We start from the raw sequence: 24,908 nt of genomic DNA, 5'->3' as shown, positions 1-24,908 counted from the left end.
TTCTATTTTAAAAAGTCGTTATGGCATATATTGCTTATTCGCCCCTACAGGCATTGGTAAGTACTTTGTTAAATCAAAGCCCTCCCAACTATCTTGTACAACATTATCTAAGCGCAATATTTTATCGAAACTTGCAGCAGTTAGCATCATTGCTTCAATTAACTGCGTAGTACGCACTGCATCCATAGTCGTTAAATCAAGTGGTGCATCAAAAGTTACCACGACACCATCCGTTTCTTCCTTCACTGTGTAAGTCACATTTTCAGGTATGGCTGGAACATAGACGTCATCGTTTTTATGACGCATCGCCGTGAGTGCCTCTGTTACAGTTGGATACGTTTTACGAAAATCTGGCGATAAATATTCCGTGCCATTTTCTTCTGTATATAAATAATAATTAAAATGATCTTTTGGTTTCAATGCCAATGGCTCACTTGGCTCACCCGCTTGCGAAAACTCATAAGCTGTGCCATCTGCATTTTCAAAGGCAATTTCCTTATAATCAGAATCTGAGAACGTATCCTTTAACGACCCTAGATACTTACTTACTGAGGCAGAGGCTATATCATATTCATTTTTTTTAGGTAGTACATGCACAAGTTTTTCGCCTTTTTCTTCCAACTCACCCTTGTATGGATGATAGTTTGTAAAGCCCATTGCTTCCTCATCTATTTGTGGGGCGTATTTTTCATACATTTGCAAAGATGTAGGCTTTTCCTTGCCAAAATCAGCGACAACGCGCTCATTTGGAATAATATACGTCATAGGGACACTCTCCGCCGCTATCCCTCCAGCTAAACCAATGCGGAATACTACGGCATCTGTTAAATCTTCTTCGTACACAGATGTTCGGAGCGACATCATCCGAGTATGTTCCGCAACTATACTGGAATCCATTACATTGTCACTACTTTCAATATCCTTTGTAGCTCTGTTGTCTGGTATCGCAGAAAATGTAGCGCTATCAGGGGTTGCCTGATTTTTAGGCGATTCATTATTGTGAACAAACACAGATCCCGCTATTAAAGTCAGGACAAAAACAGCAGCAACACTCATAAATAGAGGCATTTTTCTATTTTTACGTTTTTTTATTGGTAAATCATTTCTCTCTGTTTGTGTAGAATCATGCTGTTGATTAGGCTCTATCGTTGTAATTTGGGTATCAATCGGTTCTTGCACGGCATCTTGAAGATGGATATTATCCTGCAAGCGTGCATCTGCCAGCAAACGTTTCAACACTTCGTCTTTCGAACGGTGGTCAGAAAGCTTAGGGGCATTGTTCAATACATTTTCAAGTTGGTCATCGTCAAACTGTTTATGAGTCATTGCCGTTTCGCCTCCTGTTCACTAACCGTTTGTAACTGTTGTCTTAAAAACTTAATGGCACGATGCTGAGTCGTTTTTACCTTCGCTTCTGTCCAATTTAATATTTGTGCTGTTTCAGCTATCGATAAGTCTTGGAAGTAGCGCATAATAATGACCATTTTTTGGTCGCCCGAACAGTTTTCAAGCGCTGACTCTACTTGCAAAAATTCATCACTGCTCTGTAGCATATCTTCAGGTGATGGTGTGGTTGAATGTAGTTGTTCCGTTTCCCAGTCAAAAAAATCAAGTGAATGTTTTTTGCGTACTGCCTGTTTTCTAAAATGGTCAATTGCCACGTTTTTTGCAATAGCAAATAACCACGTTTTCTCACTGCTATTCCCAGCAAAGTGGTCATATGAGCGCAGCACACGAACGTACACTTCATGCGCTAAATCCTCAGCAAGTGTACGGTTTTTCACTAAATAAATAAGAAACTGGAACACGTCTTGATGGTATACATCGTATAGTCGATGGAACACGGAGTCATTCAAAGCACTCCACCCCCGTTCTTATAGTATTTGTCGTCTAACTTTCATAGAAGTTACACTTAATCTATCTCTACATGACAATTTTGCAGCCTCCCAGCAATTGCACATTAACATATTTAGTGCTGTTGCTTGGCGCATAAGTCTAGGTGCTATTATTTTGTTTGCCATTCGACAAAATAAAGTTAATCGAATGGTAAATAAAACGTGAAAGTCGTACCTTCTTTTAAAACACTATCGACCATAATATTTCCTGAATGTGCCTTGACGATATTTCTCGCAATAGCGAGCCCAAGACCTGTGCCACCTTTTGAACGCGTACGTGCCTTATCTGCCTTATAGAAGCGTTCAAAGACATACGGTAGATCGTCCTGTGGAATACCATGTCCTGTATCCTGTACAGAAATCTTGGCAAAGGTTGGCTCCTTCTCTACTTTCACTGTTACTGATCCCTCATCCGTATGACGAAGTGCATTATCAACCAAGTTTGTTAACACTTGCTCAATACGATCCTCATCTATGCTAATAATCGCATCGTCATTAAATTCACTATCGAAAATTAGTTGAACTTGCTTTTCCTTTGCGACTTGTGCAAATTTTTGTGTGATACGCTCGAATGTTGAGTTAATCGGTAACTCATCTTTGTAGAGCGCCATATGTCCAGACTCCATACGCGCAAGGTCCAATAAGTCCGTAACTAGGCGTCCCATCCGCTTTGATTCATCGTAAATAATTTTTGTAATTTCATTGCGTTCTTCTTGATCTTGAATGAAATCATCCATTAAGGCTTCAGAGTAGCCCTGGAGCATCGCAATCGGCGTACGTAACTCATGCGACACATTGGCTATAAAATCAGATCGGAGCTTTTCTAGACGATGCTGCTCTGTCATATCACGTATAACAGCGACTGCTCCACGTATCAATTCTCCACTATAGAGCGGACTAATCGTAAACGTGTAATAATTCCCATCCATTTCAATTTCCTCTTCGAGCTTATCTTCAAACATCAGTACATGATCGAGCATATGATACAATTCTGGCGGAATGGGCTTTGTACTTTGTGAACCCTTATTGACAAACCATTTTTGCATTAAACGTTCAGCAGGTGGATTGCTTAGTAATATTGTACGGTCACGATTAAACGTAATAACGGCATCCGTCATCGAAGTCAGGATATTCGACAACTGTTCATTTTCTTGATTGATAACTTCTAAATTGTGTTTCAGTTGGCGACCCATTTGGTTAAAAGCAACTGCGAGCTGACCAATTTCATCATTTTGTGTGGTTGGCATTTTCGCTTCGAAGTTTCCTTTGGAGATTTCAAATGCCAATTCTCGCATTTTACGCAAGGGCGAGGTAATACGTGAAGATAAGAAAAATGCAAAGAATGTCGTTAACACGAAAGCTATAAATGCCGCTAAAAAGACAATTTTCGTTGTCTCTTTCGACGTTTTATGTAGTGCATCTGGACTTTGATAAATAAAGACTGCACCGTGTACAGCATTTTCCACATTTAAAGGAAAGGCGAGTACGACATAAGACTCCATTTTATCTTTGTCTGTTGAGGACGGCATCATCATTTCTTTAATGACAGGTTCATCTGATTGAAAAATTTCATGGAAAGTTTTGTTGGCCAATATCGTATCTTGAATTTCTTTTTTATTGACGCCTTCTTGCATCGCAAATGATACTTCGACATGGCTGATTGCAATAAGTGCATTCGTACTATCTGGTAAAATATCTGTTAATAATTCCGAAGTCGTTTCTGCCGTTTCAGTGTCATCAACAATACTTGCGACCGTTGCAGCCGTTTGACGTAGCGAGATCTCTGCCTGCTGCATATGATAGTTTTGAAGAAATTCGAGCATTAAAACCGTGAAAACAAATAATACAAATGAAACGAGAAGCAATATGGTTACCCATAGCTTCCCGACAACACTATTCCATATTCTATTCATTGACAACCTCAAATTTGTAGCCAACGCCCCAAACAGTGACAATCATTTTTGCAGCGTTTTCTGATACACGATTGAGCTTTTCACGTAAACGCTTTACATGTGTATCGACTGTACGTAGGTCCCCAAAGAAATCATAATGCCAAACTTCTTTTAGTAATTGTTCACGGTCAAACACTTTGTCTGGCGATTTTGCTAGGAAATACAGTAGTTCATATTCTTTCGGTGTTAAATTTACTTCGATGCCCTCTGCCGTTACACGGTGAGCATCATGATCGATCATTAAGTGTTGGAATACAACTAAATCTTTTGAAGAAGATGCGCTCGTCGTAGGTGAAAATGCTTGTGATCTGCGTAAAATAGCCTTTACACGTAGGACAACCTCACGAGGACTAAATGGTTTTACAATATAATCATCTGCACCAAGCTCGAACCCTTGTACGCGATTCGCTTCCTCGCCCTTCGCAGTTAATAAAATAATTGGTGTTGCAGCACGCTCACGGATTTCAGCACACACTTCAAGCCCATCTTTTTCAGGCATCATAATATCAAGTAAAATACAGTGATACTCTTTTTCTAAAGATTTCTCGATCGCTTCTTCACCATTCTCTGCTTCGTCAACTAAGTATCCTTCACGCTCTAAATACATTTTTAATAAGCGGCGAATACGATCCTCGTCGTCTACTACTAATACTGAAATATTTTCTGACACTTGCACGATCCCTCTCTTCCAATCTTTCTCTATCCTCTATTGTACATGGTACTTTACGTCTTGAAAAGAAAAGAAAGCCCTTTCGCTGCGGCAAAAGGGCTTTTCGTTTCACATTTACGCGTAAGAGTGTAAACCTGCAAGAATTAAGTTAACAGCAATTAGGTTAAATAGAATAATACCGAAACCAATTAATGCCAACCAGGCAGATCTTTCACCTTCCCAGCCTTTTGATAGACGAAGGTGTAGGAATGCTGCATAGAATAACCATGTAATAAGCGCCCACACTTCTTTCGGGTCCCAACCCCAGAAACGACTCCACGCAATTTGTGCCCAAATCATCGCAAAGATTAATGCGCCTAACGTAAATACAGGGAAACCAATTAACACCGAGCGGTAACCGATTTCATCTAGTAATTGTAAGTTTACACGTTTAACGAGCGGTTGGAATATAGCGCTAATTCGACGTCGTGCAATTAAGCGAATGAGTAAGTATAGAATAGTACCTACTAACAATGACCATACAACTGTTGTTAATTTTTTCGCATTGATGATTCCAGGCATTTCTACTAACGGTGACAGTCCATGTTCTTCCACGGCCTTATATTCATTCATTCCGAAAATCGGCGGCATATTGTAGATAATTTGACGATCCTTACCTTCTTTATCAACATATGTATACGTCGACTCGTAATCCATTGCACTAAATGTCGACGTAACAACCACAAAGCCAACAACCACGATAATGCCATACATGACTGCTTCAAGCCAGAAGCGTTGCTTTGAAGATTTTTTCACATCGACCACTTTTAATAAATAAATAAGACCTGCAACAGCACTAATTGCTAATATCGATTGTCCTAAAGCTGCTGTAATCACGTGAATTGTTAGCCAGTAACTTTGCAATGACGGTACTAATGGGCTTACTTCATTCGGGAACATCGATGCATAAGCAATGATTAACAATGCCACAGGCAATGCCACCAAGCCAAGAGCCGTCATACGATAAATAAAGTAAATTAAAATGAATGCTGCTACGATGAACATCCCGAAAGCAGTCGTAAATTCAAACATATTACTTACAGGAGCATGTCCTGTATGAATCCAACGCGTTATAAAATAGCTAAGCTGTGAAAGGAATCCAATTATTGTTACGACAATCGCGAGCTTGCCCCATATATGCGTGTTATTGCCTGTAGCATTCGATTGTTTAATCGCACCACCGAACAGTAATGTTGCCACAAGATAGGCTATAAATGCAACAAATAATAGGTTTCCACTTAAGTCAATCAAACTCATAAGGTGTTGTCACCTTCCTTTTCTTTAATCCCATCATCCGTGGACTCTTCGCCTTCCTCTAACTTCTCTAACTGATCTATATAGTGCGGTAGACCAGCAAAGGCAGTTACGGCATCTAAATCTTTTTTCATACTAAACATATTTTTGTTTACATGTGCAGCCATTACGACTCCACCATCTGGTTCCACTTGTAACCATAGACGACGGTGATTCCAATAGGAACCAATCGCTACACCAATCATGAAAATAACTCCACCCACAAATAAAATAGGAATTGTGCGGTCTTTACGAACGGTGAAGCCAGACATATCACGTGTTTCCACACCTTCAAATTTCATTTTGTATTGGTTGTCACCAAGCGGTTCGATTGTATTTTTAATGGCAACAAAGCTTGTTTCACCCTCTGGTGTTTCAGGTGTCGTCATTTTAAATAAAAATGCCGGATTATTCGGAACCGATGTTGCTGTTTGCGGTACACCATCTTCAAAGCCAGAGAAGTCTGGTGTGTAGAGAAGTAGTGTTACAGATGCACCATTTCCTAAATCGTACTCTTTTTCTGGATTGGTTAAATCAATTTCTACTTTACCCAGTGATTGCTCAGTTGCTTTATTCACTAATTGAAAATTCATTTGCTTCAATTCGTTTAGACGATAATCCATTTGATAGACAGCAAAGCCTTCTTCTTTTAATGGATGATTGACACGAATCGAATAATCTTTTACTTTTTCAAGATTTTCTGTATCACCAGCAATAGCATTTTCATGTTGTTTGTATAACGTAATATCTGTTTGGAAGTTTTTCGCAACTACGTTAACGCCCTGCTTAAGCTGTTCCCCTTGTGGTGTATTATCATGTGTTTCTAAAATAAAATCACGGCTTTCAATAAAATAACCGTCCATGCCAGTAACTGCACGTGTTTCGCCTTCACGAACCCATATCGACTCATCGACATAGAAACCAGGGACTAAACGTAGCATAACCCCACCTAAAAAGAGAATTAGGCCAACATGGTTTATGTACGGACCGTAACGAGAGAAACGACCTTTTTCTGCAAGTAGCGCACTGCCATCTCGACGAACATTATATTTCATCTCCGTCATTTTCTTTTCAACTTTATCAAGCGTCTCTTCAGGACTAGCTGTTACTTGTCCCGCTGCCACAATACGCTGGCGCTTCATGAAACTTTCATGGCGTTTGACACGTTGGTTTTTTAATGACTTATAAAGTGGTAAACCACGGTCTAGACTTGCAATAATAATAGATACGCCCAGCATCCCAACTAAAATTTGGAACCACCAAGAGCTATATAAATCTGATAGTCCTAATGCATAATAGACTTTTCCGAATGTACCATATACGTCCTCGTAATAAGCCTCTTTGTTAACATCTGAAGCATTAACGTAAAACTCTTGCGGTAGTAATGTCCCGATTGAAGCAGCAATCAATGTGATAATAATTAACGATATCCCCACTTTAACACTTGAGAAGAAATTCCAAATCTTATCAACAATCGATTTGTTGTAAGTTTTAGAACGAATCGCGGTACCATCGTATCGCATGTCGACAACTTTATTTTGTTTTTCTTCTTCGGTTAATGGACGACCACATTTCTCACAGAGCTTCGTGCCGTACGGGTTACTATGACCACAAGCACAAGTGATATTTTCCATCGTCATTTACTCCTTATTCTGGCTTTACTAATTCCATGTAAGAAGCGATATTCGCCTCCGTCATTTCACCTGTAATAATTTTTGCTACCTTGCCATCTGGGTCAATCAAAACGGTAGCTGGTAAATTTCCGACGTTATAAGCAGTCATAACGCTCTTCGTTTTGTCAATAACTACTGGAAATGATAATTCATACTTATCAACAAAGTTCTGCACCTCGAAATCTGTTTGTGCTATGTTCACAGCTAATGTTTGTACACCCTGATCTTTATAGCTTTGGTATTGGTTGTCCATTGCAGGCATTTCCTTTTCACAAGGCTTACACCAAGTTCCCCAGAAGTTCAAAAATACCCCCTGTCCTCTATAATCAGACAGTTTATGTTTCTCACCGTTCAAATCTACTAACGTGAAGTCAGGTGCTTCAGAGCCCACTGCTACTAACTCTACTTTCTCCTTTGTTGCCGTTCCATATACTGTGTAACCAATCGCTAGCGCTAAAATTACTAAAATAATTGTCCGTGTTACGAGACGTTTCTTCTTTTTCTCCAAGTTAATAAACCTCCCTCTTAATTACCCCTCGGAGTAATTCTTGGTGACGCTTTTGCTTTTGTACTTAAAAAACATGCGTCCAGATCCTAAATCCGTACCTGCCACGTTGCTGTCGGCACTGAAAGAAATTACTGCTGCCACGAATCTTTTCAAAAAGATGTGACATCTGCGAGGCTTTAATTTTATATCCAGCAGTACCGCTGGACGAAATTAAATAAGGTGTACTATTCTCACCTATTATAGCAAAATGATACAAATTTGCTTAGCTATTAATTATGAATGATTTATGAACGTTTTCACCACAAAGAAAGTGAAAAACACACTATACGTATAGCGGTATGTTCACTTTCTTCATCAAATGTTCATTTAGCCGATTTGTCCAGTTTCAGCTAACACGCGCAGTTGCTTCACTTCATGCTTGGACAATTCACGGTATTCTCCTGGTGTTAGGCCATAAAGATCTAAAAAGGCAAAGCGCTCACGTTTCAGCTTGACAACAGGTGTGCCGATTGCCTCGAACATGCGACGTACTTGTCGATTACGCCCTTCATGAATGGTAATTTCACAAATTGCTTTACCTGCTTGCTCGTCAAAAGAGGTCATACTCACTTTAGCCGGTGCTGTTTTGCCATCCTCTAACTTAATACCACGCTGTAGCTTTTTTAAGCCTTCAACTGTTGGCACACCTTTGACACGTGCAATATACGTTTTGTCAATTTTAAACTTAGGATGTGTCAGCATATAGGAAAATTCGCCATCATTTGTTAATAGCAATAACCCTGATGTATCATAATCAAGACGTCCTACTGGGAAGATACGTTGCGGCAAATGCTTAAATAAATCTGTGACAGTTTTGCGTCCTTTATCATCTGTCACAGCAGAAATCGTACCACGTGGTTTATAAAGTAAATAATATACTTTATCCTCTTTTTCAAGTTTTACGCCTTCAACCTCAATTGTATCTGAGTTAGACACCTTTGTGCCGAGCTCACGTACCACAACACCATTGACCTTTACTTTACCTTCTACTATCAATTGCTCCGCTTTACGCCTAGACGCAACACCTGCATAAGCAATAACTTTTTGTAATCTTTCCATTGTTTCACCTCTAGTTTAAATTCACCTTGGCATCCGCCAAAAACCTTAACTTTAATTCATGTAAAGAATAAGGCTATTTTTCCCGTTAATCTGTGAAAATTATGTCATACTTTTGTTCATTATTAAAGGAAAACTAATTTTACACAAGTAATACGATTATTCTAAATAGTTTTTTATTTGCTGGTAACCCTAGGATTTGTACTCAATCTTTAGCAGAATTCACCCCACCGTTCTTCATTTATTGCTAACTATACGCTATTTAACAGCTAGCAAATCGCTGTTTTTTATTATGTCATATATCGCAAAAATGAATGACTTTAGTGAAGTATATGTTCAGGGTCATTCAATGCATAAAAAAGCCGCCATTTCGGCAGCTTGTCAAAATTATTCATTTTCACTAAATTTATTTTCAATAGTAAGTCCATACTTACCCAATTCACTACTAATCGATTGTTTAGCTTTCCTTAATTTGCTTGTAAAAGGTTGTTCAATTGTAGAACCATCGTGTAATGTGAAAATCAGTTTATCTGGTACAGTTACACCATTTTTTTTCACATTTATTTGCTCAACCCTCGCAATAGCTTCCCAGCTTGTAACATCCACTTGTAAACTAAAAAAATGATTCATATGCATGCCTTTTGTATCAATGAATTGATAGTTATTAATAGATAAAAATAAACAGGCTCCAGCCAGAACTAAAGATGCGCCCATTATTCCACGTTTAACATACTTCCCTTTTTTTGTTTGAGGGGTCACTAATAGATTTGCTAGTATTAACAGAGCCATCGCTACTAAAACTACTATCAAAATAATATATGCTTTAAAAAAAGGCTCAAAAAGAAAATACTCTTGCGGGCGATAAAAAAGCTCTTGAATTGGATACAACAAAATAAAAGGCGCAATAAAGCTTGAAAGAAATAAAATAATCATCAATCCGATTTGATATTGCTTACTGTTTGTAAGTGCCTTATTAGCTATACTATTTCACCCCCCCTGTTAATATCTTAAAAATTTAGAAAACAATTCCCTTAAATCACACTCATCTATTTTACCAATTTTTATATTATTTGTTAATTAAACAAAAAATCAGCGCATCGCTTTTAACGATCCGCCGATTCTACAATTACAGGTGTTGCATAGATGCGCTCTTCACCGATAAAAATTGAAAGTACAGCTTCCTTCCGTTTTCTAGAAACCTGTAGTACTTGCCTTACTGCCGCTTTTTCCTCTTTGTTTAACTGCAAACGAATCGGTTGCTCTAAACGAATGGCAAGTTTATCGTTCACATTATATTTACCCTTCTTTACAACCGTCTCAATGTTGTAATTCTGCCACACTGAATTGGCTAAACCTCGGTGTACATTCCAGTCATCCGAAGCATTTAATGTCACAACAATACAAGTTTGCCCGTCCTTTTGAAAGGCGGTTGCGAGTGTGCGACCAGCAACCTTTGTAAAGCCGGTCTTTCCTGCAAAGGCCGTACCTGTTGCAGATTTCAATGAACTGACAGGCTGCTCTGTCTCATCATCTATTTCACTTACAACCCCTGAACCTTCTCGTAATAAACGATGTTTATTTTCCCACAGCATGCCATTTACTGTATTTGCTCGATATAAGACCGTTGATGCAATCTTTTCAAAGGTTTTATTTTGAAGGGCCACTCGTAGCATTTCAGCCGTATCCCTTGCAGATGATAAATGCTGATCATGATGTAAACCAGACGGGTTCATGAAAACTGTATTCGTGAGACCTGCAATAACAGCCCTTTCATTCATCAAACGAACAAAGCCTTCAACAGATCCCCCCGCGTGCTCGGCTAATGCGGTTGCCGCATCATTTCCTGAACGTAGCATTAAACCATATAACAGTGTTTCTACCGTAACTGTTTCACCTGCCTGCAAGTAAATGGATGAACCCTCAGCCATCGCAGCGTTCGGTGATATGACCACTTCATCTTGAAGGTCACTATTTTCAATAGCGACAAGAGCCGTCCAAATTTTCGTTAAGCTCGCAATAGGCAGTCGTGCATCATAATTTACACCTTTTAACACACGACCAGTATCACCATCCAAGACGACATGTCCGCTACCACCTCTTGCTAAGCCGTTTTCCGGAAATATCAAGAATCCCACTAACAACATCAACACCATAAAACGTACTAACCGAAGCAACGAGCCACTCCTTATTAAATGATTTGAAAGTATTGGTTCTTATTACTGTTTAGACCAAAGCATGATTCACCTGAGGTCGTAAAAAATTTTCGGATGAAAGTCGAAAAATCCATGCTCACTTCGCGCGTTCAACACAATAGGGTCATCTCCTCTAAAGGAACATTTTTTGTGGTCAACACTTGTCAGGATAACTGCTCTCTTTACTATTTTTCTTATGTTACTTTGCAACACTAAATGTTTCTTGGAATTTCGTCATAAATAAATCGGTTTCTTGCTCTGTTTCACCTTGTTCCTCCTCAGGTAGCGGAGGCATTTCTTCAATACTATTTAAACCAAAGTAATTTAAGAACTCTTTTGTTGTGCCATATAAAATTGCACGCCCTGTTCCTTCTGACCGGCCAACCTCTTTGACAAGCCCTCTAGAAGCGAGTGTTTGCAGTGGTCTTTCACATTTTACGCCCCGTAAATCCTCAATGGCCACACGTGTAATCGGTTGCTTATATGCCACAATAGCCAATACTTCCAGTGAAGCTTGGGACAATGATTGCGCGGTTGGATTCTCTACTAATCTTTGAATTGTATCCGCTAGCTCATGCTTTGTCGTTAGCTGATATACCCCTGCAATTTCTTTTATCGTAATACCTCTAGTTAAATCTTCGTCATATGCTGTACGCAATGAATCCATTGTTTGTGCGACAAGTTCTTCCGCCTCACTTAATAATAGCGCTAATTGTTTAATGGTTAAGCCATCATCTCCAACGACAAATAATAAAGCCTCTATTCTACTTTGTAGCATCATTGTTTTCGTCATCATCCCATTCCTCCTTCTGTAATGTGACCGTTAGTTCTTCAAAATTACCGTCCTGCTGCACAATAACTACTTGGCGTTTCATCAATTCAAGCAGAGATAAGAACGTCAAAATTAGCGTTGGCTTATCCTCATAGGAGAAAAGCTCGAAAAATGACGCACGTCCACCTGTCGCACGTAATGAATGAACAACAGAACGCATTTGATCTCTCACTGAACGCTCTTGCCTAGCAACTGTCGTCTTCAGTGGCTTTTTTAATTTCTTCCTCCGCATCAGCTTTTGAAAAGCCCCAAGCATATCATAAATATTGACGTTCAAATCAAATAACGCCATTTGCTCATCTGAAGCTAATCCAGATAAGTCTGCTGGTGGTCGCGTAAACACCTGTGCCCGATCTGACTCAAGCTCTTGTAAGTTGCTTGCCGCCTCTTTATATTTCTTATACTCTATTAATCGCTGTACCAGTTCCTCACGAGGGTCAGGTCCGTCAACTTCTAATTCGGCATCCTCTAGCTCTCCTTCATGAATCGGTAACAACATACGGCTTTTAATGGCCAAAAGCGTCGCGGCCATCACTAAGTACTCACTCGCCTCATTTAATTCCAGTACCTGCATAGCATGTATATGGTCGATATATTGTTGTGTAATTTCAGCCATTGGAATATCATAGATATCAATTTCCAATCTGTGAATTAAATGCAATAATAAATCAAGAGGCCCCGAAAAGGCTTCTAATTTTACTTCATAAGACATTGTTTACCACCCTGACATTCTTTCAATTACGCCTCCATATAGTTGTCGTCGCTTCCTGTGAAAAAACAACTACGACAGCAGTTGGAAGCTTCAATTTTATGCAATATGAGCCTAAAAACCAACTGCATAAAGTTAAGTTCACGTTTTAGTATAGTGGAAAGGAGTTCAAAATGCATCCACAGCATCATACTTTATTTATCGACTACTGTGCTTATTTCAATGGTAATGGAGATTATTTCGAATGCCACGAAGTATTAGAGGAGTATTGGAAAGACATTGCTCCAGGTGATAAAAATCATCCACTTGTTGGTTATGTACAGCTCGCAACAGGTCTTTATCATTGGCGACGTGGCAATTCTACTGGCGCAGTCCGAATCTTGCAAAAAGCACTGTATAATTTTCAGTACAATGTGCGTCATGTCTTTTTTTCTGAAATTGACTACGAAAAGCTTCTCACACTACTAAAGGATTCAATCACTACTATTCAAATGGGCAAGTCCTTTCAAGCTTTTCAACTACCGATCACACCAACATTGCATGAGCTAACTACTGCACGCATACAACTTTTACCATTAAATAGTCACGACTATCTTCTTCATAAACATATGCTTCGTGATCGCTCACATATTCTTGCTGAGCGCCAAGAAAGTAAACAAAGAAAAAGCAGACGTTAACACTCGTCTGCTTTTTCATCATTACATTGTATACATTTCCGAACAAATTCACGTGTTTCATCAGTTGCGCGCACATTTTCGTATTGACCAAGTTCTGCCACTTCTTGTAGCATTTCCTTCGCTACGCCTTCTCCTCTGTAAGAAGGGATTACGGAAACATGCTGAATCGTTGCTGAATCATTATCTGTTACAATACCAACGATACCAACATACTCATCATTCTTTTTCCATAAATATAACACCCAATTATCATTATTTTCATAAGATTGGATTGTCTCTGTGAGCTTTTTTATGTCTTTTTCGTTAGGCATAAACGAGAGTAGCCCCATCGCTATTTTCTCGAAAGCTTTTTTATATCGAATTAACATATTTGTCTATTCCCTCTTTTTCTAGCTGTACATAATCTTTGACTATCCTACACGATTTGTACTTTTACCGCAAGTCAATTTCTGTCTTACGAACCAGGTCCGAGAATACCTTTTGAAGCTAACACCCAATAAACAATGCCCCACAACAAAATAAAAGTTGAAATGGACGCAAGTAATACCCATTTATTTTTTCTCAAATTCTACTCACCCTTTTTTAACGTTAGCGGGAGGTCGTTTTGTACAATATCTTCATAACTTTCACGTTTAATCGTTAATTGATGCTTGCCATTTTCAGCAAACACCACCGCTGGACGTGGAACACGATTGTAGTTACTCGCCATTGAGTACCCATACGCGCCTGTGCAAAAGATTGCTAGTACATCGCCTGAAGCTGCTTCTTGCAGTTTAGCATCAATAATCAATTTATCGCCTGATTCACATAGCTTCCCAGCCACTGTGTACGTCTCACTTTTCGGTGCATTTGCTTTACTTGCAATGACCGCCTCGTATTTTGCATCATAAAGTGCTGGACGAATATTGTCACTCATCCCGCCATCGACCGCAACATATTTGCGCACGTCTGGTACAGTTTTTTGTGAACCGATTGTATAAAGTGACGTCCCTGCATCGCCAACAAGAGAACGACCTGGTTCAATCCAAATTTCTGGCATCGTTAGACCTAGTACAATTGCTTTGTTTTTAACAACTGTAATCATATCCTCTACATATACTTGTGGCTCAAGCGGTGCATCTTCTTCTGTATAACGAATACCAAAGCCCCCTCCTAAGTTTAACACAGTACAAGTAAAGTCGTGAGCCTTGTGCCAATCAGAAATTTTATCGATTAGTTTTTCACCCGCTAAGCCAAAGCCAGCTGTATCGAAAATTTGAGAGCCAATATGGCAGTGTAAGCCCAGAAGCTCTAAGTATTCATGGTTAAATGTTTGCTGGAATGCTTCGTCTGCTTGACCATTATTTAAGTCAAAGCCAAATTTAGAATCCGCCTGTCCTGTTGTAATGAAATCATGCGTATGTGCCTCAACACCTGGTGTAACACGCAATAAAATACGCACTTTTTGCTGACGGCGCTCTGAAATTTCTTTTAAAAGCTGGATTTCGTAGAAGTTATCTACGACGATACAACCAATTTTTGAGTCAAAGGCTAATTCTAATTCGGCAATGCTTTTATTATTACCATGGAAATGTATACGCTCGGCTGGGAATCCCGCTTTTAACGCGGTAAATAATTCTCCACCTGAAACAACATCCAATGATAGATTTTCTTCTGCCGCTAATTGATACACAGCCACACATGCAAATGCTTTTGAAGCGTAAGCTACTTCTGCTTTTACGCCTAGTTTTTTAAACGTATCTATAAAGCCGCGTGCACGCTTACGAATAAGCGCAGTATCGTATACAAATAGTGGTGTACCGTATTCTTTCGCAAGCTCAAGTGTGTCTACCTGTCCGATTGTTAAATGACCATTTTCAGAAATCGCTTGTGTTCCATATAAATGCATGTGCATCTCTCCCTTTTCACATCGTTCCATCCTGTGATCGATACAGCCCGGCGGTATTGCGTCCAAATGATGAATTGTGTTTGCACAAATCATCATATATGTTGAGACTTCGCCTTCGCACGCAAAAACATCTACTGAATAAAGATAATTTTTGCAAAAATCACAAAATACTATATGTGAACTTTATCACATGGAAAAAACGAGTGCAACGGCTCCTATGACCTTTTTCGCTGTTTGGAAGCGACTACATATGGTCTTAGTGCATCGGCTGTCATTGGGAAACGGACAAGCACACGAAGCATGGCATTTGGGAAGAACGGGACAAGTGGCCATAAATACGGCGCTTGTAGTGGACGCAGTGAACATAAATACGTAAATAAAATAAATAATCCAATAAATAGACCATCTGCACCCCAAATACCTGTCATTATTAATAACACCAACCTAAAGAGCTTGATGGAAATACTTAGCTCGTATGACGGTATAATAAATGTAAGAATTGCGGCTACAGCTGTATATAACACAACTTCTGAAGAAAAAAGTCCAACATCAATGGCAATCTGCCCAATAATGACACCCGCAACCAACCCCATCGCAGTAGATAAAGGTGACGGGGTGTGAATGGCGGCCATCCTCAAGAATTCAATCCCAATATCTGCAATCAACACTTGCAGTAAAATTGGGACATTAGACTTTTCCTGCGCACCTAAAAATGATAGTGATTCAGGCAATAATGATTCATGTGTTACAAATAAATACCACAAAGGCAATAATAGCAAACCCATTATTGTCCCAAAGTAGCGCATAAATCGAACAAATGTCCCAACTGCAGGCGCCTGCCTATACTCCTCAGCATGCTGCAGTAAATGAAAAACTGTTACAGGTACTAAAATAACTGAAGGTGAGGTATCCACCAAAATAGCCACATGCCCTTCGAGTAAATGCGCAGCTGCAATGTCAGGACGTTCCGTATAACGTACGAATGGCACGGGGTGGAACTTTTGCTTAAATAGCCACTCTTCTAGTGATTTATCAGCCATTGTTAGTCCATCATGATTAATTTGTCCAAGACGCTGTCGTATCTTATCGAGCATTTCATCATTCGCAATATCCTTTATAAACGCCAGTGCAACATCGGTTTGACCAATCTTGGATATTTTATGTAGCTCGAAACGTAAATTACTATTACGAATTCGTCGACGAATCAAAGCCGTATTTTGTGATATCCCTTCAGTAAAGCCATCCCTTGAACCACGTATAACCTTTTCATTATCCGGTTCCTCTGGTGAACGTCCTGGATAATTTCGAAGTTCAGCCACATAACAGTAACCACTTTTCGTTATAAATGTTACTTGCCCACTTAAAATAGCAAGTAAGTAGGCTTTGCGCTCTGTTTCTTCGGAACGACCGTGAAAATTGAAGTAAACTTCAAAATATTCCTGCTCATCTTCAATATCTACCTCTTCATCAGGCAACATACTAGAGAGTAATTGCGTTAAGGCTTCTCCATCCACAAGTCCACTAATATATGCACAAAGGACCGGCAAATCTTTGACAAATAAATGTTTGATGCCAACGTCAAATGATTCGCCGTCCCCAAATTGTTCTTTAAGAAAATTTTCGGCTTCTTCTAAGTTGTTAAATAGTTTATTTGTCATGCTGTCACCATTTTCTTAGATGTCTTTTTTTACTACCTACTCCTCGACTGTAGCACTCGTGGCCATCCAGCTCTTTAATTGTGCCAGTATCTTTTTCTCTAACCGCGATACTTGCACTTGCGAAATACCTAGCCTGTTTGCTATTTCCGTTTGCGTACAATCAGAAAAATAGCGCAAATAAATAATGGATTGCTCTCTTTGATCAAGTCGTGTGAGCATTTCTTTTAGAGGTATATAATCAAACGGCTGCTCGGATTTCTCATCCTTCATTTGATCCATTAAGGTGATGGAATCCCCTTCACTCTCATACAATTGCTCATGTAAGGAAGCAGGATCCCTTAGGGCATCAGAAGCCGTCACAATTTCTTCAGCAGTGACACCCAGCACCAGTGCTATTTCCTGAATGGTCGGTGGATGTTCATTGTTCTTGATAAATTCATCGGTTGCATGGCGAATTTTAAAGTTGAGCTCCCGAATGGAGCGGCTAACCTTCACCATACCATCATCTCTTAAAAAACGCTGAATTTCCCCAATAATCATCGGTACCGCGTATGTTGAAAATTTCACATCATACGATAAATCGAATTTATCTACCGACTTCATGAGTCCAATGCAGCCAATTTGAAATAAATCCTCGAGCTCTACGCCCCTTGTTGTAAAGCGTTGGACGATGGACCACACAAGCCTCGTATTTCCTTCAATCATTCGTTTACGAGCCTCATGATCGCCCTGCTGTGAAAGCGCAATTAACTCACGCATTTCTTCCTGTGACAATAGCTTATCGGACGACTGTTCTAATGGCTTCATGTTAGCATCCTCACATGACCGCTGTGCGAACCGAGTAAAATTTCTTCGTAAACGTTACAGTTGTACCTTCTTGCCACTTAGACATTACTGTCAACTGATCAGAAAAACTATCCATAATTGTAAAGCCCATACCCGAACGCTCCATCGCGCTTTTCGTTGTAAACAACGGTTCCATGGCACGACTCACATCCTCTATGCCCATTCCATTATCCATAACAGACACAGTTACAATATCATCCTCACGTTTTGCATGAACTGTAACAACGCCTTTACCGTCCTCTTCATAACCGTGAATAATGGCATTAGAAACAGCCTCCGAGACAACCGTTTTAAATTCCGATAGCTCATCAATCGTTGGATCTAATTGTGCGATAAAGCCTGTCACAGCTATTCGTGCCAAGCCTTCATTTTCACTAATTGCTAAAAATGTTAATGTCATTTCGTTATCCATTTACAATCCCCCTTACTCGCTCAATCGCCTCTTCTTCGGTTGCATCCATCATCCACGGACCTAAGCCTGAAAACTGGAATACTTTTCGCATTGTCGGCGATGGATTCAATAAAATCGTTCGTCCTGCGATAGCCTCTAACTCACGCATTCGACCCAGCACTAAGCCGACTCCCGAACTATCCATAAAGGACAGTCCCTCTAAGTTCCAAATGATAGTCGATACAGCACCTTGAAAAATTGCTGAAGAAATTTTTGCTCGAATTTGTTCTACTGCATGATGATCGAGCTCCCCATATAAACGTATAACTACTGTCTCTCTTGTTACCATTTCAATTTGAAAATGCATGAACATCGCCTCCTCCTCGTGCAATTCTACGTTCTATGCGGTGATTCCTTGCAACTGACACAACTAGTGCAAAGTCTTCCGAAATAGTGTTAAATCGACATACTTATGGCTTTTTAGGTTATGTGCAGTATGGGATAAATGAAGATATTTTAAACGTGGGACACACTTTTTGCATGAATACTGGTCAGGAGGTTAGATTTTATTGCGTTCAAGGATTGAAATTAATGAAGGAAAGGAGACTTTTAAAGAACTGTGAAATACCTGTAGAGGGAGACTGTTTACCCGCGATATTAGGACAATTTCCCGCGGAGAGTGCCTGTTTACCCGCGATATTAGGGCAATTTCCCGCGGAGAGTGCCTGTTTACCCGCGATATTAGGACAATTTCCCGCGGAGAGTGCCTGTTTACCCACGATATTAGGGCAATTTCCCGCGGAGAGTGACTGTTTACCCGCGATATTAGGGCAATTTCCCGCGGAGAGTGCCTGTTTACCCGCGATATTAGGACAATTTCCCGCGAAGAGTGCCTGTTTACCCGCGATATTAGGGCAATTTCCCGCGAAGAGTGCCTGTTTACCCGCGATATTAGGACAATTTCCCGCGGAGAGTACCTGTTTACCCGCGATATTAAGACAATTTCCCGCGGAGAGTACCTGTTTACCCGCGATATTAGGGCAATTTCCCGCGGAGAGTGCCTGTTTACCCGCGAACTCGCGGAGCAAAAGCGAATACCGTCAAATCACAAAAAAAGAGAACCCTTCTAAGTTAAGAAGAGTTCTCGTTCAATATTATTTAGGCAATCGTATAGGCGTTCTGTACTTTATTAATTGTTTCACCATCGATTTGACGATTTGAATATAAATAAGCAATGGTTTCGCCCGTCTTTACAGCATCGCCTTTTTTGGCTACAAGTTGAATACCTGCATCATAATCAAGTGCAGATTCCTTGGTTAAACGACCTGCACCAAGTGCAACGCTTGCCTCACCGATTAATAAAGCATTAATTGTTTCCACAACACCGTTTGTAGCAGCTTTCACAGCCACCTTATTCGCTGTGTCATTTTGAACGATATCTGCTAAATCACCGCCCTGAGCCACGATAAATTCCTCAAATTTTGCAACTGCAGAGCCATCCTCTAACACTCGTTTAACAGCTGCTGTTGCCGCCGCTTCGTTCTCTCCAGCTGCAACCTGATACATAAGTGAAGAAATAATGATGCATTCTTCTAGTAAATCTTCGTGTGTTTCGCCCATACGACCGCTAAGTAAAGAATGCGCTTCCGCTACTTCGAGCTTATTACCAATCATTTTTCCTAACGGATTATCCATATCGCTAATATGAGCGACTACTTTACGGCCTAGCTTTTCACCAATCGCTGTCATCGCATTCGCTAATTTTTTCGCTTCTTCCTCCGTCTTCATAAACGCACCGGAGCCACATTTCACATCTAGTACGATACCATCTGCGCCACTAGCGATTTTTTTACTCATAATCGATGCTGCAATTAAAGGAATAGAATCGACAGTACCCGTCACATCTCGTAATGCATAGAGTTTTTTGTCGGCAGGCACGAGATTGCCTGTTTGACCTGCAACCGCAATTTTATGTTTATTGACATTATCGATAAATTCCTGTGACGAAAGCTCCGTCTTAAAACCTCGAATAGATTCTAATTTATCGATTGTACCGCCAGTAATACCTAAGCCTTTACCACTAAACTTTGCCACAGGAATCCCAAGCGAAGCAATAACTGGCGTCACAATAAGCGTTACTTTATCACCCACACCGCCAGTAGAGTGCTTGTCAATTTTAAAGCCGTCAATCGATGTTAGATCAATTACATCACCTGATTCAATCATTGCTTTCGTTAAATAAAATGTTTCTTCATCAGTCATCCCTAATAAACGAATGGCCATTAAAAGGGAGCTCGCTTGATAGTCCGGAATAGAATCTGTTGTGTAGCCTTCTACAAAGTATTTTATTTCAGCTTGCGTAAGCTCTTTGCCTTGCTTTTTCTTTTCAAACAGTTGCGTCATATTCATAGGAAAATCCCCCTTATTTTAAATCATTCAAGAAACTTTTACCAAATGGTGGTGCTTCGACGTCAAAGTTTTCAGCGACAGTTGCTGCAATATCTGCAAAAGTTTCTCGTAATGCAAGCTCACGACCACCTTTAAAACGAGGTGAATAGACAATTAATGGAACATATTCACGTGTATGGTCTGTCCCAGGGAATGTTGGATCATTTCCGTGGTCTGCCGTAATCATCAGTAAATCGTCCGCTGTCATTGCCTGTAAAATTTCTGGAAGACGCGCGTCAAATTCTTGTAACGCGTTGCCATAGCCAAGTGGATCACGACGATGGCCGAAATTCGCATCAAAGTCTACTAAATTTAAGAAGCTTATCCCGCGAAAATCACGACGTGCAACCTCCGCAAATTTATCCATACCGTCCATATTATTTTTTGTACGAATAGCGTCTGTTACACCTTCTCCATTGAAAATATCAGAGATTTTCCCAATAGCAATTACGTCTAAATTTGCATCCTGCAATGCATTCATCGTTGTACGACCGAATGGTTTTAATGCATAATCGTGACGATTTGGTGTGCGCGCAAAGTTTCCAGGTGTACCAATGAATGGACGAGCAATGACACGACCAACTAAATACTCAGGTTGCAAAGTTAATGCACGAGCAATTTCACAAATTTCATATAATTCCTCTAGTGGAATTATCTCTTCGTGTGCAGCAATTTGTAGTACAGGGTCAGCAGATGTATAGACAATCAATGCCCCTGTCTCCATATGCTCTTGTCCAAAATCCTCAATAACTTGTGTACCACTTGCAGGTTTATTGCACAGTACTTTACGACCAGTACGTTTTTCAAGCTCCGCAATAAGCTCAGCTGGGAAGCCATCTGGATACACTTTGAATGGTTTATCAATATTCAACCCCATGATTTCCCAGTGTCCAGTCATCGTATCTTTACCGACTGAGGCTTCCTGCATTTTACCGTAGTACGCTTTCGGCGCATTGGTTGCTTGCATCCCTTGTAATGGCTCGATGTTCGCTAAACCGAACGATTCCATATTTGGCATTGTAAGCCCATTCATTTTTTCAGCGATATGCCCCAATGTATGTGAGCCCACATCTCCAAAGTTTGCAGCGTCTGGTGCTTCACCAATACCAACTGAGTCCATAACCACTACGTGGATTTTTTTAAACGTTTTATTCATCATCTGTTGCCTCCTAATCTTCACGACTCTATTTTACCAAAAACCAGTGAAAAATAAAGGTCAGACATCCGACTAAGGTAAAAATAATTACGCGCGTGGATGGAATTGCTTATATACCTCTGATAGTCTTGTTTTGCTAATATGTGTATAGATTTGTGTTGTAGATATATCAGCGTGTCCCAACATCTCCTGTACCGCTCGTAAATCCGCACCATTTTCCACTAAATGTGTAGCAAAAGAGTGGCGCAATGTATGCGGTGTTAACTCATGCTGGATGCCTGCCTTTAGTGCATGCTCCTTCATTAATTTCCAACAACCTTGCCTTGTTAAACGTGTCCCTCTTTGATTAATAAAAAACGCATCTGTTTTTGGGTATTTCCCTTGTAATTGACCTCTTGCGCCATCTAAATACGCACTTAATGCTGAAAGGGCACTTTTACCGAGTGGTATAATACGCTCTTTGCCCCCCTTGCCAAAAACACGGACAAAGCCCATTGTCAGGTGGATATCGGCTAAATCTAGTGCAATCAGTTCGCTAATACGCATCCCTGAGCCGTATAATAGCTCAAGCATCGCTACATCGCGTACGCCTTGAGGCTTACTACGATTCGGTGCAGTCAGTAAGGATTCGATTTCTTCAATAGAAAGGATATTCGGCAGCTTTTGTTCAATTGTTGGCATTTCTAAATGCACTGTTGGATCTGTTTCTGTGCGTTTTTCACGAAGCAGAAATTGATGAAAACTACGAATGGAAGAAATATGGCGGGCGACAGTACGACTCGTCTTGCCTTGCATACGTAGCTGCTCTAAATGGCGTAAAATAGTCGTTCGTTCCACTTTGCGGAAATCAGCCATTCCCTCAGCTTCCTGTAAGAACTGTACATAATTTTCTAAATCTCGGCGATAGGATGCTAATGTATTAATAGATAATTGCCGCTCAACTTGGATAAAATGGATATAATCCTCTATTGCATAGTGAAATTCATTCATCACAACGCCCCCTTACTGTCAATTATTCTCTATTTTAGCACGCATATTAAGAAAAGTGCTAAAAACGCTTTCTATCCGTTGTGACAATCCTGCCCGCAACTAAGCGTCATTGCTATTGACGCCTAGTTCTCTATAAAGCAATTGACTCCCTGACTGACCTAGAAGGGTGCATGCTTTTTGACAAAACAAAAAACTGTCTGATTCAATCCATTCCTAGATCTCATCAGACAGCTTCTCGTTATTGTTCTTCATCGTTTTCGTCGTTTTTATCATGACAGCGCCAGCAAATACCGTGGAAAGTTAGTCGGTGGTCCTTTATGATAAAGTTCCAACGCTTTTCAACAACGGCTTCCACATCTTCAAGTAAGTCTTCTTGGATTTCATCAACAGCACCACATTCGATACACACAAGATGATGGTGGAAATGCGCGGCTCCCTCTTGGCGTAAATCATAGCGCGATACGCCATCGCCAAAGTTGATTTTGTCGACAACTTTGAGCTCTGTTAGTAACTCTAACGTTCTATAGACAGTAGCTAAACCAATTTCAGGCGCTTTATCTTTTACTAAAAGATAAACATCTTCCGCACTTAAATGGTCCTCTTCGTGCTCAAGCAATACAGCAACTGTTGCTTCTCGCTGCGGCGTCAGCTTGTAACTAGCACTGTGCAACTGTTTTTTTATGCGATCAATTCGGCTCTCCATGTGACGCCCCCCTAAACTCATTCCATTATACCAAAGGAGTAAATCCTATTACAAGATAGTGATTAGATTTCAAATATGTCCTTACATACTTTTACCAGTGGCTACACTTTTACTACTTTATTAATCATTTTAATACATACGATATTACGATAAACTCAGCAACTATTATGATGAAAAATGCGATAAAATTCAACAAAATTGTCCGCCCATTCATCTTTTTCCCGATTTTTCGCTTTGACCAGGCGGGAACAAGTAAATTGCAAAGGACTAGCAACAATATACAATAGATGAGTTGAAATGGGAACCACCAAATCGTATAAAGCCAAAATGCTTCTAATTTTTGGAGTAAAAATACCGAACTAAAACCAAAAAAAGTTGCGCGCATAGCGACCGTGATACGCACTAAAACTTTCAGCACGCTATGTGTTGCAAGCAATAGCACAATAACAACGGAAGCAGCAACAGGCAATATTAAACGAAAAATGGACTGCTTGTCCCCATCTGCTAAACGTGGTTCTATAAACAAAATAAAAGGTTCTGCATTCGCCCCACCAATAATATGAAAGCAGATGACGCCACAAACGAAGCTCACTGCAACAATCGATGCGTGATAAAATATAGAAACCGTACGAGACATAAGCATGCTCCTTTTCTATCAAGTTTTGTACAGCTTATGCTCGTCCGCTTCTATTATGCTAAAGATTATTTGACTTATTGTAGCCCAAGCCAAAGTACTGCAAACGCTGTCTTGGCGTCATATATACGTTCATCTGCGACCATTACTTGTGCCTCTTCCAACGAAACTTCTAGTAATTCGACAAACTCATCTTCATCTAACTGTGCTTTATTTTCAATTTTGTATAAATCTTTTGCAATAAAAAGATGGATGACCTCATCCGCAAAGCCTGGTGACGTTGCAAAAGTTTGTAAATATGTAAATTCCTTTGCACCATAACCCGTTTCTTCTTCTAATTCTCGACGTGCTGTGACAATCGGCTCCTCATCTGGTTCAATCTTACCCGCTGGAATTTCGATGATTGAACGTTCAAGTGCTTTACGATATTGCTCAACCACTACGAGCTTGCCTTCATGCGTAATAGCAATGACTGCTACCGCCCCCGGATGCTTAATAATTTCACGTTTTGCCATGTTGCCATTCGGCAAAATAACATCATCAACCTGTAGTTTCACAATTTTTCCGTCAAAAATAGCTGTTGTCTGCATCGTTTTTTCTTCAAACTTTTTCATAGGCTCCAACCTCGCTTGTTCTTCAGATACGTTCATTGTACCATT

The 24,908-nt window shown here is 40.1% G+C and carries 25 protein-coding genes; 1 reads left to right on the top strand and 24 read right to left on the bottom strand.

Translation table 11 applies throughout. The annotated features are described in order from the left end of the window. Positions 1–18: 18 nt before the first annotated feature. The 12 genes from ACQKII_RS16630 to ACQKII_RS16575 form a co-directional block, all read right to left on the bottom strand. Positions 19–1,326 carry an RNA polymerase subunit sigma gene (locus ACQKII_RS16630; protein ID WP_427461076.1) on the bottom strand — a complete coding sequence of 436 codons (1,308 nt, stop codon included), beginning with the start codon at positions 1,324–1,326 and terminating at the stop codon, positions 19–21. Next, positions 1,323–1,856 (bottom strand): RNA polymerase sigma factor SigX, encoded by a 534-nt coding sequence (gene sigX, locus ACQKII_RS16625; RefSeq protein ID WP_427461075.1) that lies wholly within the window; start codon positions 1,854–1,856, stop codon positions 1,323–1,325. The genes ACQKII_RS16630 and sigX overlap by 4 nt, the downstream gene beginning before the upstream one ends. Before the next feature lie 179 nt (positions 1,857–2,035). After that, positions 2,036–3,808 carry an ATP-binding protein gene (locus ACQKII_RS16620; protein WP_427461073.1) on the bottom strand — a complete coding sequence of 591 codons (1,773 nt, stop codon included), beginning with the start codon at positions 3,806–3,808 and terminating at the stop codon, positions 2,036–2,038. After that, on the bottom strand, positions 3,801–4,517 hold the full coding sequence (locus ACQKII_RS16615) for a response regulator transcription factor (RefSeq protein ID WP_143997863.1): 717 nt from the start codon (positions 4,515–4,517) through the stop codon (positions 3,801–3,803). Before ACQKII_RS16615 ends, ACQKII_RS16620 begins: the two co-directional genes overlap by 8 nt. 114 nt (positions 4,518–4,631) lie before the next feature. Next, complete coding sequence (gene ccsB, locus ACQKII_RS16610; RefSeq protein WP_427461070.1) at positions 4,632–5,813, bottom strand: c-type cytochrome biogenesis protein CcsB; 1,182 nt, start codon at positions 5,811–5,813, stop codon at positions 4,632–4,634. Beyond that, the gene (resB, locus tag ACQKII_RS16605; protein ID WP_427461068.1) at positions 5,810–7,483 is read right to left on the bottom strand and encodes a cytochrome c biogenesis protein ResB; all 1,674 of its coding nucleotides are present in this window, start codon (positions 7,481–7,483) and stop codon (positions 5,810–5,812) included. Before resB ends, ccsB begins: the two co-directional genes overlap by 4 nt. A 13-nt stretch (positions 7,484–7,496) precedes the next feature. Beyond that, on the bottom strand, positions 7,497–8,030 hold the full coding sequence (resA, locus tag ACQKII_RS16600; protein ID WP_427461066.1) for a thiol-disulfide oxidoreductase ResA: 534 nt from the start codon (positions 8,028–8,030) through the stop codon (positions 7,497–7,499). A 366-nt stretch (positions 8,031–8,396) separates the two neighbouring features. After that, positions 8,397–9,128 carry a pseudouridine synthase gene (locus tag ACQKII_RS16595; RefSeq protein WP_427461064.1) on the bottom strand — a complete coding sequence of 244 codons (732 nt, stop codon included), beginning with the start codon at positions 9,126–9,128 and terminating at the stop codon, positions 8,397–8,399. A 384-nt stretch (positions 9,129–9,512) separates the two neighbouring features. Beyond that, on the bottom strand, positions 9,513–10,058 hold the full coding sequence (locus ACQKII_RS16590) for a hypothetical protein (protein WP_427461063.1): 546 nt from the start codon (positions 10,056–10,058) through the stop codon (positions 9,513–9,515). Between the two features lie 170 nt (positions 10,059–10,228). After that, positions 10,229–11,269 carry a D-alanyl-D-alanine carboxypeptidase family protein gene (locus ACQKII_RS16585; protein ID WP_427461111.1) on the bottom strand — a complete coding sequence of 347 codons (1,041 nt, stop codon included), beginning with the start codon at positions 11,267–11,269 and terminating at the stop codon, positions 10,229–10,231. Positions 11,270–11,516: 247 nt separating this feature from the next. Next, a complete protein-coding gene (scpB, locus tag ACQKII_RS16580; protein ID WP_427461109.1) occupies positions 11,517–12,110 on the bottom strand; it encodes an SMC-Scp complex subunit ScpB in 594 nt (197 codons plus the stop codon). Beyond that, the gene (locus ACQKII_RS16575; protein WP_427461061.1) at positions 12,082–12,861 is read right to left on the bottom strand and encodes a segregation/condensation protein A; all 780 of its coding nucleotides are present in this window, start codon (positions 12,859–12,861) and stop codon (positions 12,082–12,084) included. Before ACQKII_RS16575 ends, scpB begins: the two co-directional genes overlap by 29 nt. A 170-nt stretch (positions 12,862–13,031) precedes the next feature. Here ACQKII_RS16575 and ACQKII_RS16570 point away from each other — a divergent pair, with 170 nt between their 5' ends. Further along, positions 13,032–13,535, top strand: coding sequence for a DUF309 domain-containing protein (locus ACQKII_RS16570; protein WP_427461059.1), 504 nt, complete (start codon positions 13,032–13,034; stop codon positions 13,533–13,535). On the opposite strand, the gene ACQKII_RS16565 is transcribed toward ACQKII_RS16570, so the two are convergent. The 12 genes from ACQKII_RS16565 to ACQKII_RS16510 form a co-directional block, all read right to left on the bottom strand. Continuing rightward, positions 13,532–13,903: a GNAT family N-acetyltransferase gene (locus ACQKII_RS16565; protein ID WP_427461057.1), complete on the bottom strand. Its 372-nt coding sequence runs from the start codon at positions 13,901–13,903 to the stop codon at positions 13,532–13,534. The genes ACQKII_RS16570 and ACQKII_RS16565 overlap by 4 nt on opposite strands. 200 nt (positions 13,904–14,103) lie before the next feature. Further along, positions 14,104–15,423, bottom strand: a complete 1,320-nt coding sequence (lysA, locus tag ACQKII_RS16560; protein ID WP_427461055.1) for a diaminopimelate decarboxylase — start codon at positions 15,421–15,423, stop codon at positions 14,104–14,106. 215 nt (positions 15,424–15,638) lie between these two features. Continuing rightward, positions 15,639–17,081, bottom strand: a complete 1,443-nt coding sequence (locus tag ACQKII_RS16555) for a spore germination protein (RefSeq protein WP_427461053.1) — start codon at positions 17,079–17,081, stop codon at positions 15,639–15,641. Between the two features lie 36 nt (positions 17,082–17,117). Then, a complete protein-coding gene (gene sigF / locus ACQKII_RS16550) occupies positions 17,118–17,888 on the bottom strand; it encodes an RNA polymerase sporulation sigma factor SigF (RefSeq protein WP_427461051.1) in 771 nt (256 codons plus the stop codon). 10 nt (positions 17,889–17,898) lie between these two features. Then, positions 17,899–18,339 carry an anti-sigma F factor gene (gene spoIIAB, locus ACQKII_RS16545; protein ID WP_427461049.1) on the bottom strand — a complete coding sequence of 147 codons (441 nt, stop codon included), beginning with the start codon at positions 18,337–18,339 and terminating at the stop codon, positions 17,899–17,901. Beyond that, entirely contained in the window at positions 18,332–18,685 is a 354-nt protein-coding gene (spoIIAA, locus tag ACQKII_RS16540) for an anti-sigma F factor antagonist (protein ID WP_427461047.1), read from the bottom strand. The genes spoIIAB and spoIIAA overlap by 8 nt, the downstream gene beginning before the upstream one ends. A 791-nt stretch (positions 18,686–19,476) precedes the next feature. Continuing rightward, positions 19,477–20,727 carry a thymidine phosphorylase gene (locus ACQKII_RS16535; RefSeq protein ID WP_427461045.1) on the bottom strand — a complete coding sequence of 417 codons (1,251 nt, stop codon included), beginning with the start codon at positions 20,725–20,727 and terminating at the stop codon, positions 19,477–19,479. A 13-nt stretch (positions 20,728–20,740) separates the two neighbouring features. Then, complete coding sequence (gene deoB / locus ACQKII_RS16530; RefSeq protein ID WP_427461107.1) at positions 20,741–21,922, bottom strand: phosphopentomutase; 1,182 nt, start codon at positions 21,920–21,922, stop codon at positions 20,741–20,743. Between the two features lie 87 nt (positions 21,923–22,009). After that, complete coding sequence (gene xerD, locus ACQKII_RS16525; protein ID WP_427461043.1) at positions 22,010–22,912, bottom strand: site-specific tyrosine recombinase XerD; 903 nt, start codon at positions 22,910–22,912, stop codon at positions 22,010–22,012. A gap of 238 nt (positions 22,913–23,150) precedes the next feature. Beyond that, positions 23,151–23,615 (bottom strand): Fur family transcriptional regulator, encoded by a 465-nt coding sequence (locus ACQKII_RS16520; RefSeq protein ID WP_143997847.1) that lies wholly within the window; start codon positions 23,613–23,615, stop codon positions 23,151–23,153. A 124-nt stretch (positions 23,616–23,739) separates the two neighbouring features. Beyond that, positions 23,740–24,252, bottom strand: a complete 513-nt coding sequence (locus ACQKII_RS16515) for a hypothetical protein (RefSeq protein ID WP_427461041.1) — start codon at positions 24,250–24,252, stop codon at positions 23,740–23,742. Between the two features lie 74 nt (positions 24,253–24,326). Then, a complete protein-coding gene (locus ACQKII_RS16510) occupies positions 24,327–24,863 on the bottom strand; it encodes an NUDIX domain-containing protein (protein ID WP_427461039.1) in 537 nt (178 codons plus the stop codon). Positions 24,864–24,908 lie beyond the last annotated feature (45 nt).

This window comes from Lysinibacillus sp. NPDC048646 (assembly GCF_050272295.1).
Classification (GTDB): Bacteria; Bacillota; Bacilli; order Bacillales_A; family Planococcaceae; genus Lysinibacillus.
This window is presented reverse-complemented; position numbering and strand designations above follow the sequence as displayed.

Coding starts and splice junctions, on each gene's coding strand:
- ACQKII_RS16630 (WP_427461076.1), bottom strand. CDS start 1,326: ATGACTCATAAACAGTTTGACGATGACCAACTTGAAAATGTATTGAAC.
- ACQKII_RS16620 (WP_427461073.1), bottom strand. CDS start 3,808: ATGAATAGAATATGGAATAGTGTTGTCGGGAAGCTATGGGTAACCATA.
- ccsB (WP_427461070.1), bottom strand. CDS start 5,813: ATGAGTTTGATTGACTTAAGTGGAAACCTATTATTTGTTGCATTTATA.
- resB (WP_427461068.1), bottom strand. CDS start 7,483: ATGGAAAATATCACTTGTGCTTGTGGTCATAGTAACCCGTACGGCACG.
- ACQKII_RS16595 (WP_427461064.1), bottom strand. CDS start 9,128: ATGGAAAGATTACAAAAAGTTATTGCTTATGCAGGTGTTGCGTCTAGG.
- ACQKII_RS16590 (WP_427461063.1), bottom strand. CDS start 10,058: ATGATTATTTTATTTCTTTCAAGCTTTATTGCGCCTTTTATTTTGTTG.
- ACQKII_RS16585 (WP_427461111.1), bottom strand. CDS start 11,269: ATGTTGTTAGTGGGATTCTTGATATTTCCGGAAAACGGCTTAGCAAGA.
- scpB (WP_427461109.1), bottom strand. CDS start 12,110: ATGACGAAAACAATGATGCTACAAAGTAGAATAGAGGCTTTATTATTT.
- ACQKII_RS16575 (WP_427461061.1), bottom strand. CDS start 12,861: ATGTCTTATGAAGTAAAATTAGAAGCCTTTTCGGGGCCTCTTGATTTA.
- ACQKII_RS16570 (WP_427461059.1), top strand. CDS start 13,032: ATGCATCCACAGCATCATACTTTATTTATCGACTACTGTGCTTATTTC.
- ACQKII_RS16565 (WP_427461057.1), bottom strand. CDS start 13,903: ATGTTAATTCGATATAAAAAAGCTTTCGAGAAAATAGCGATGGGGCTA.
- lysA (WP_427461055.1), bottom strand. CDS start 15,423: ATGCATTTATATGGAACACAAGCGATTTCTGAAAATGGTCATTTAACA.
- ACQKII_RS16555 (WP_427461053.1), bottom strand. CDS start 17,081: ATGACAAATAAACTATTTAACAACTTAGAAGAAGCCGAAAATTTTCTT.
- sigF (WP_427461051.1), bottom strand. CDS start 17,888: ATGAAGCCATTAGAACAGTCGTCCGATAAGCTATTGTCACAGGAAGAA.
- spoIIAB (WP_427461049.1), bottom strand. CDS start 18,339: ATGGATAACGAAATGACATTAACATTTTTAGCAATTAGTGAAAATGAA.
- spoIIAA (WP_427461047.1), bottom strand. CDS start 18,685: ATGCATTTTCAAATTGAAATGGTAACAAGAGAGACAGTAGTTATACGT.
- ACQKII_RS16535 (WP_427461045.1), bottom strand. CDS start 20,727: ATGAATATGACGCAACTGTTTGAAAAGAAAAAGCAAGGCAAAGAGCTT.
- deoB (WP_427461107.1), bottom strand. CDS start 21,922: ATGAATAAAACGTTTAAAAAAATCCACGTAGTGGTTATGGACTCAGTT.
- xerD (WP_427461043.1), bottom strand. CDS start 22,912: ATGAATGAATTTCACTATGCAATAGAGGATTATATCCATTTTATCCAA.
- ACQKII_RS16520 (WP_143997847.1), bottom strand. CDS start 23,615: ATGGAGAGCCGAATTGATCGCATAAAAAAACAGTTGCACAGTGCTAGT.
- ACQKII_RS16515 (WP_427461041.1), bottom strand. CDS start 24,252: ATGTCTCGTACGGTTTCTATATTTTATCACGCATCGATTGTTGCAGTG.
- ACQKII_RS16510 (WP_427461039.1), bottom strand. CDS start 24,863: ATGAAAAAGTTTGAAGAAAAAACGATGCAGACAACAGCTATTTTTGAC.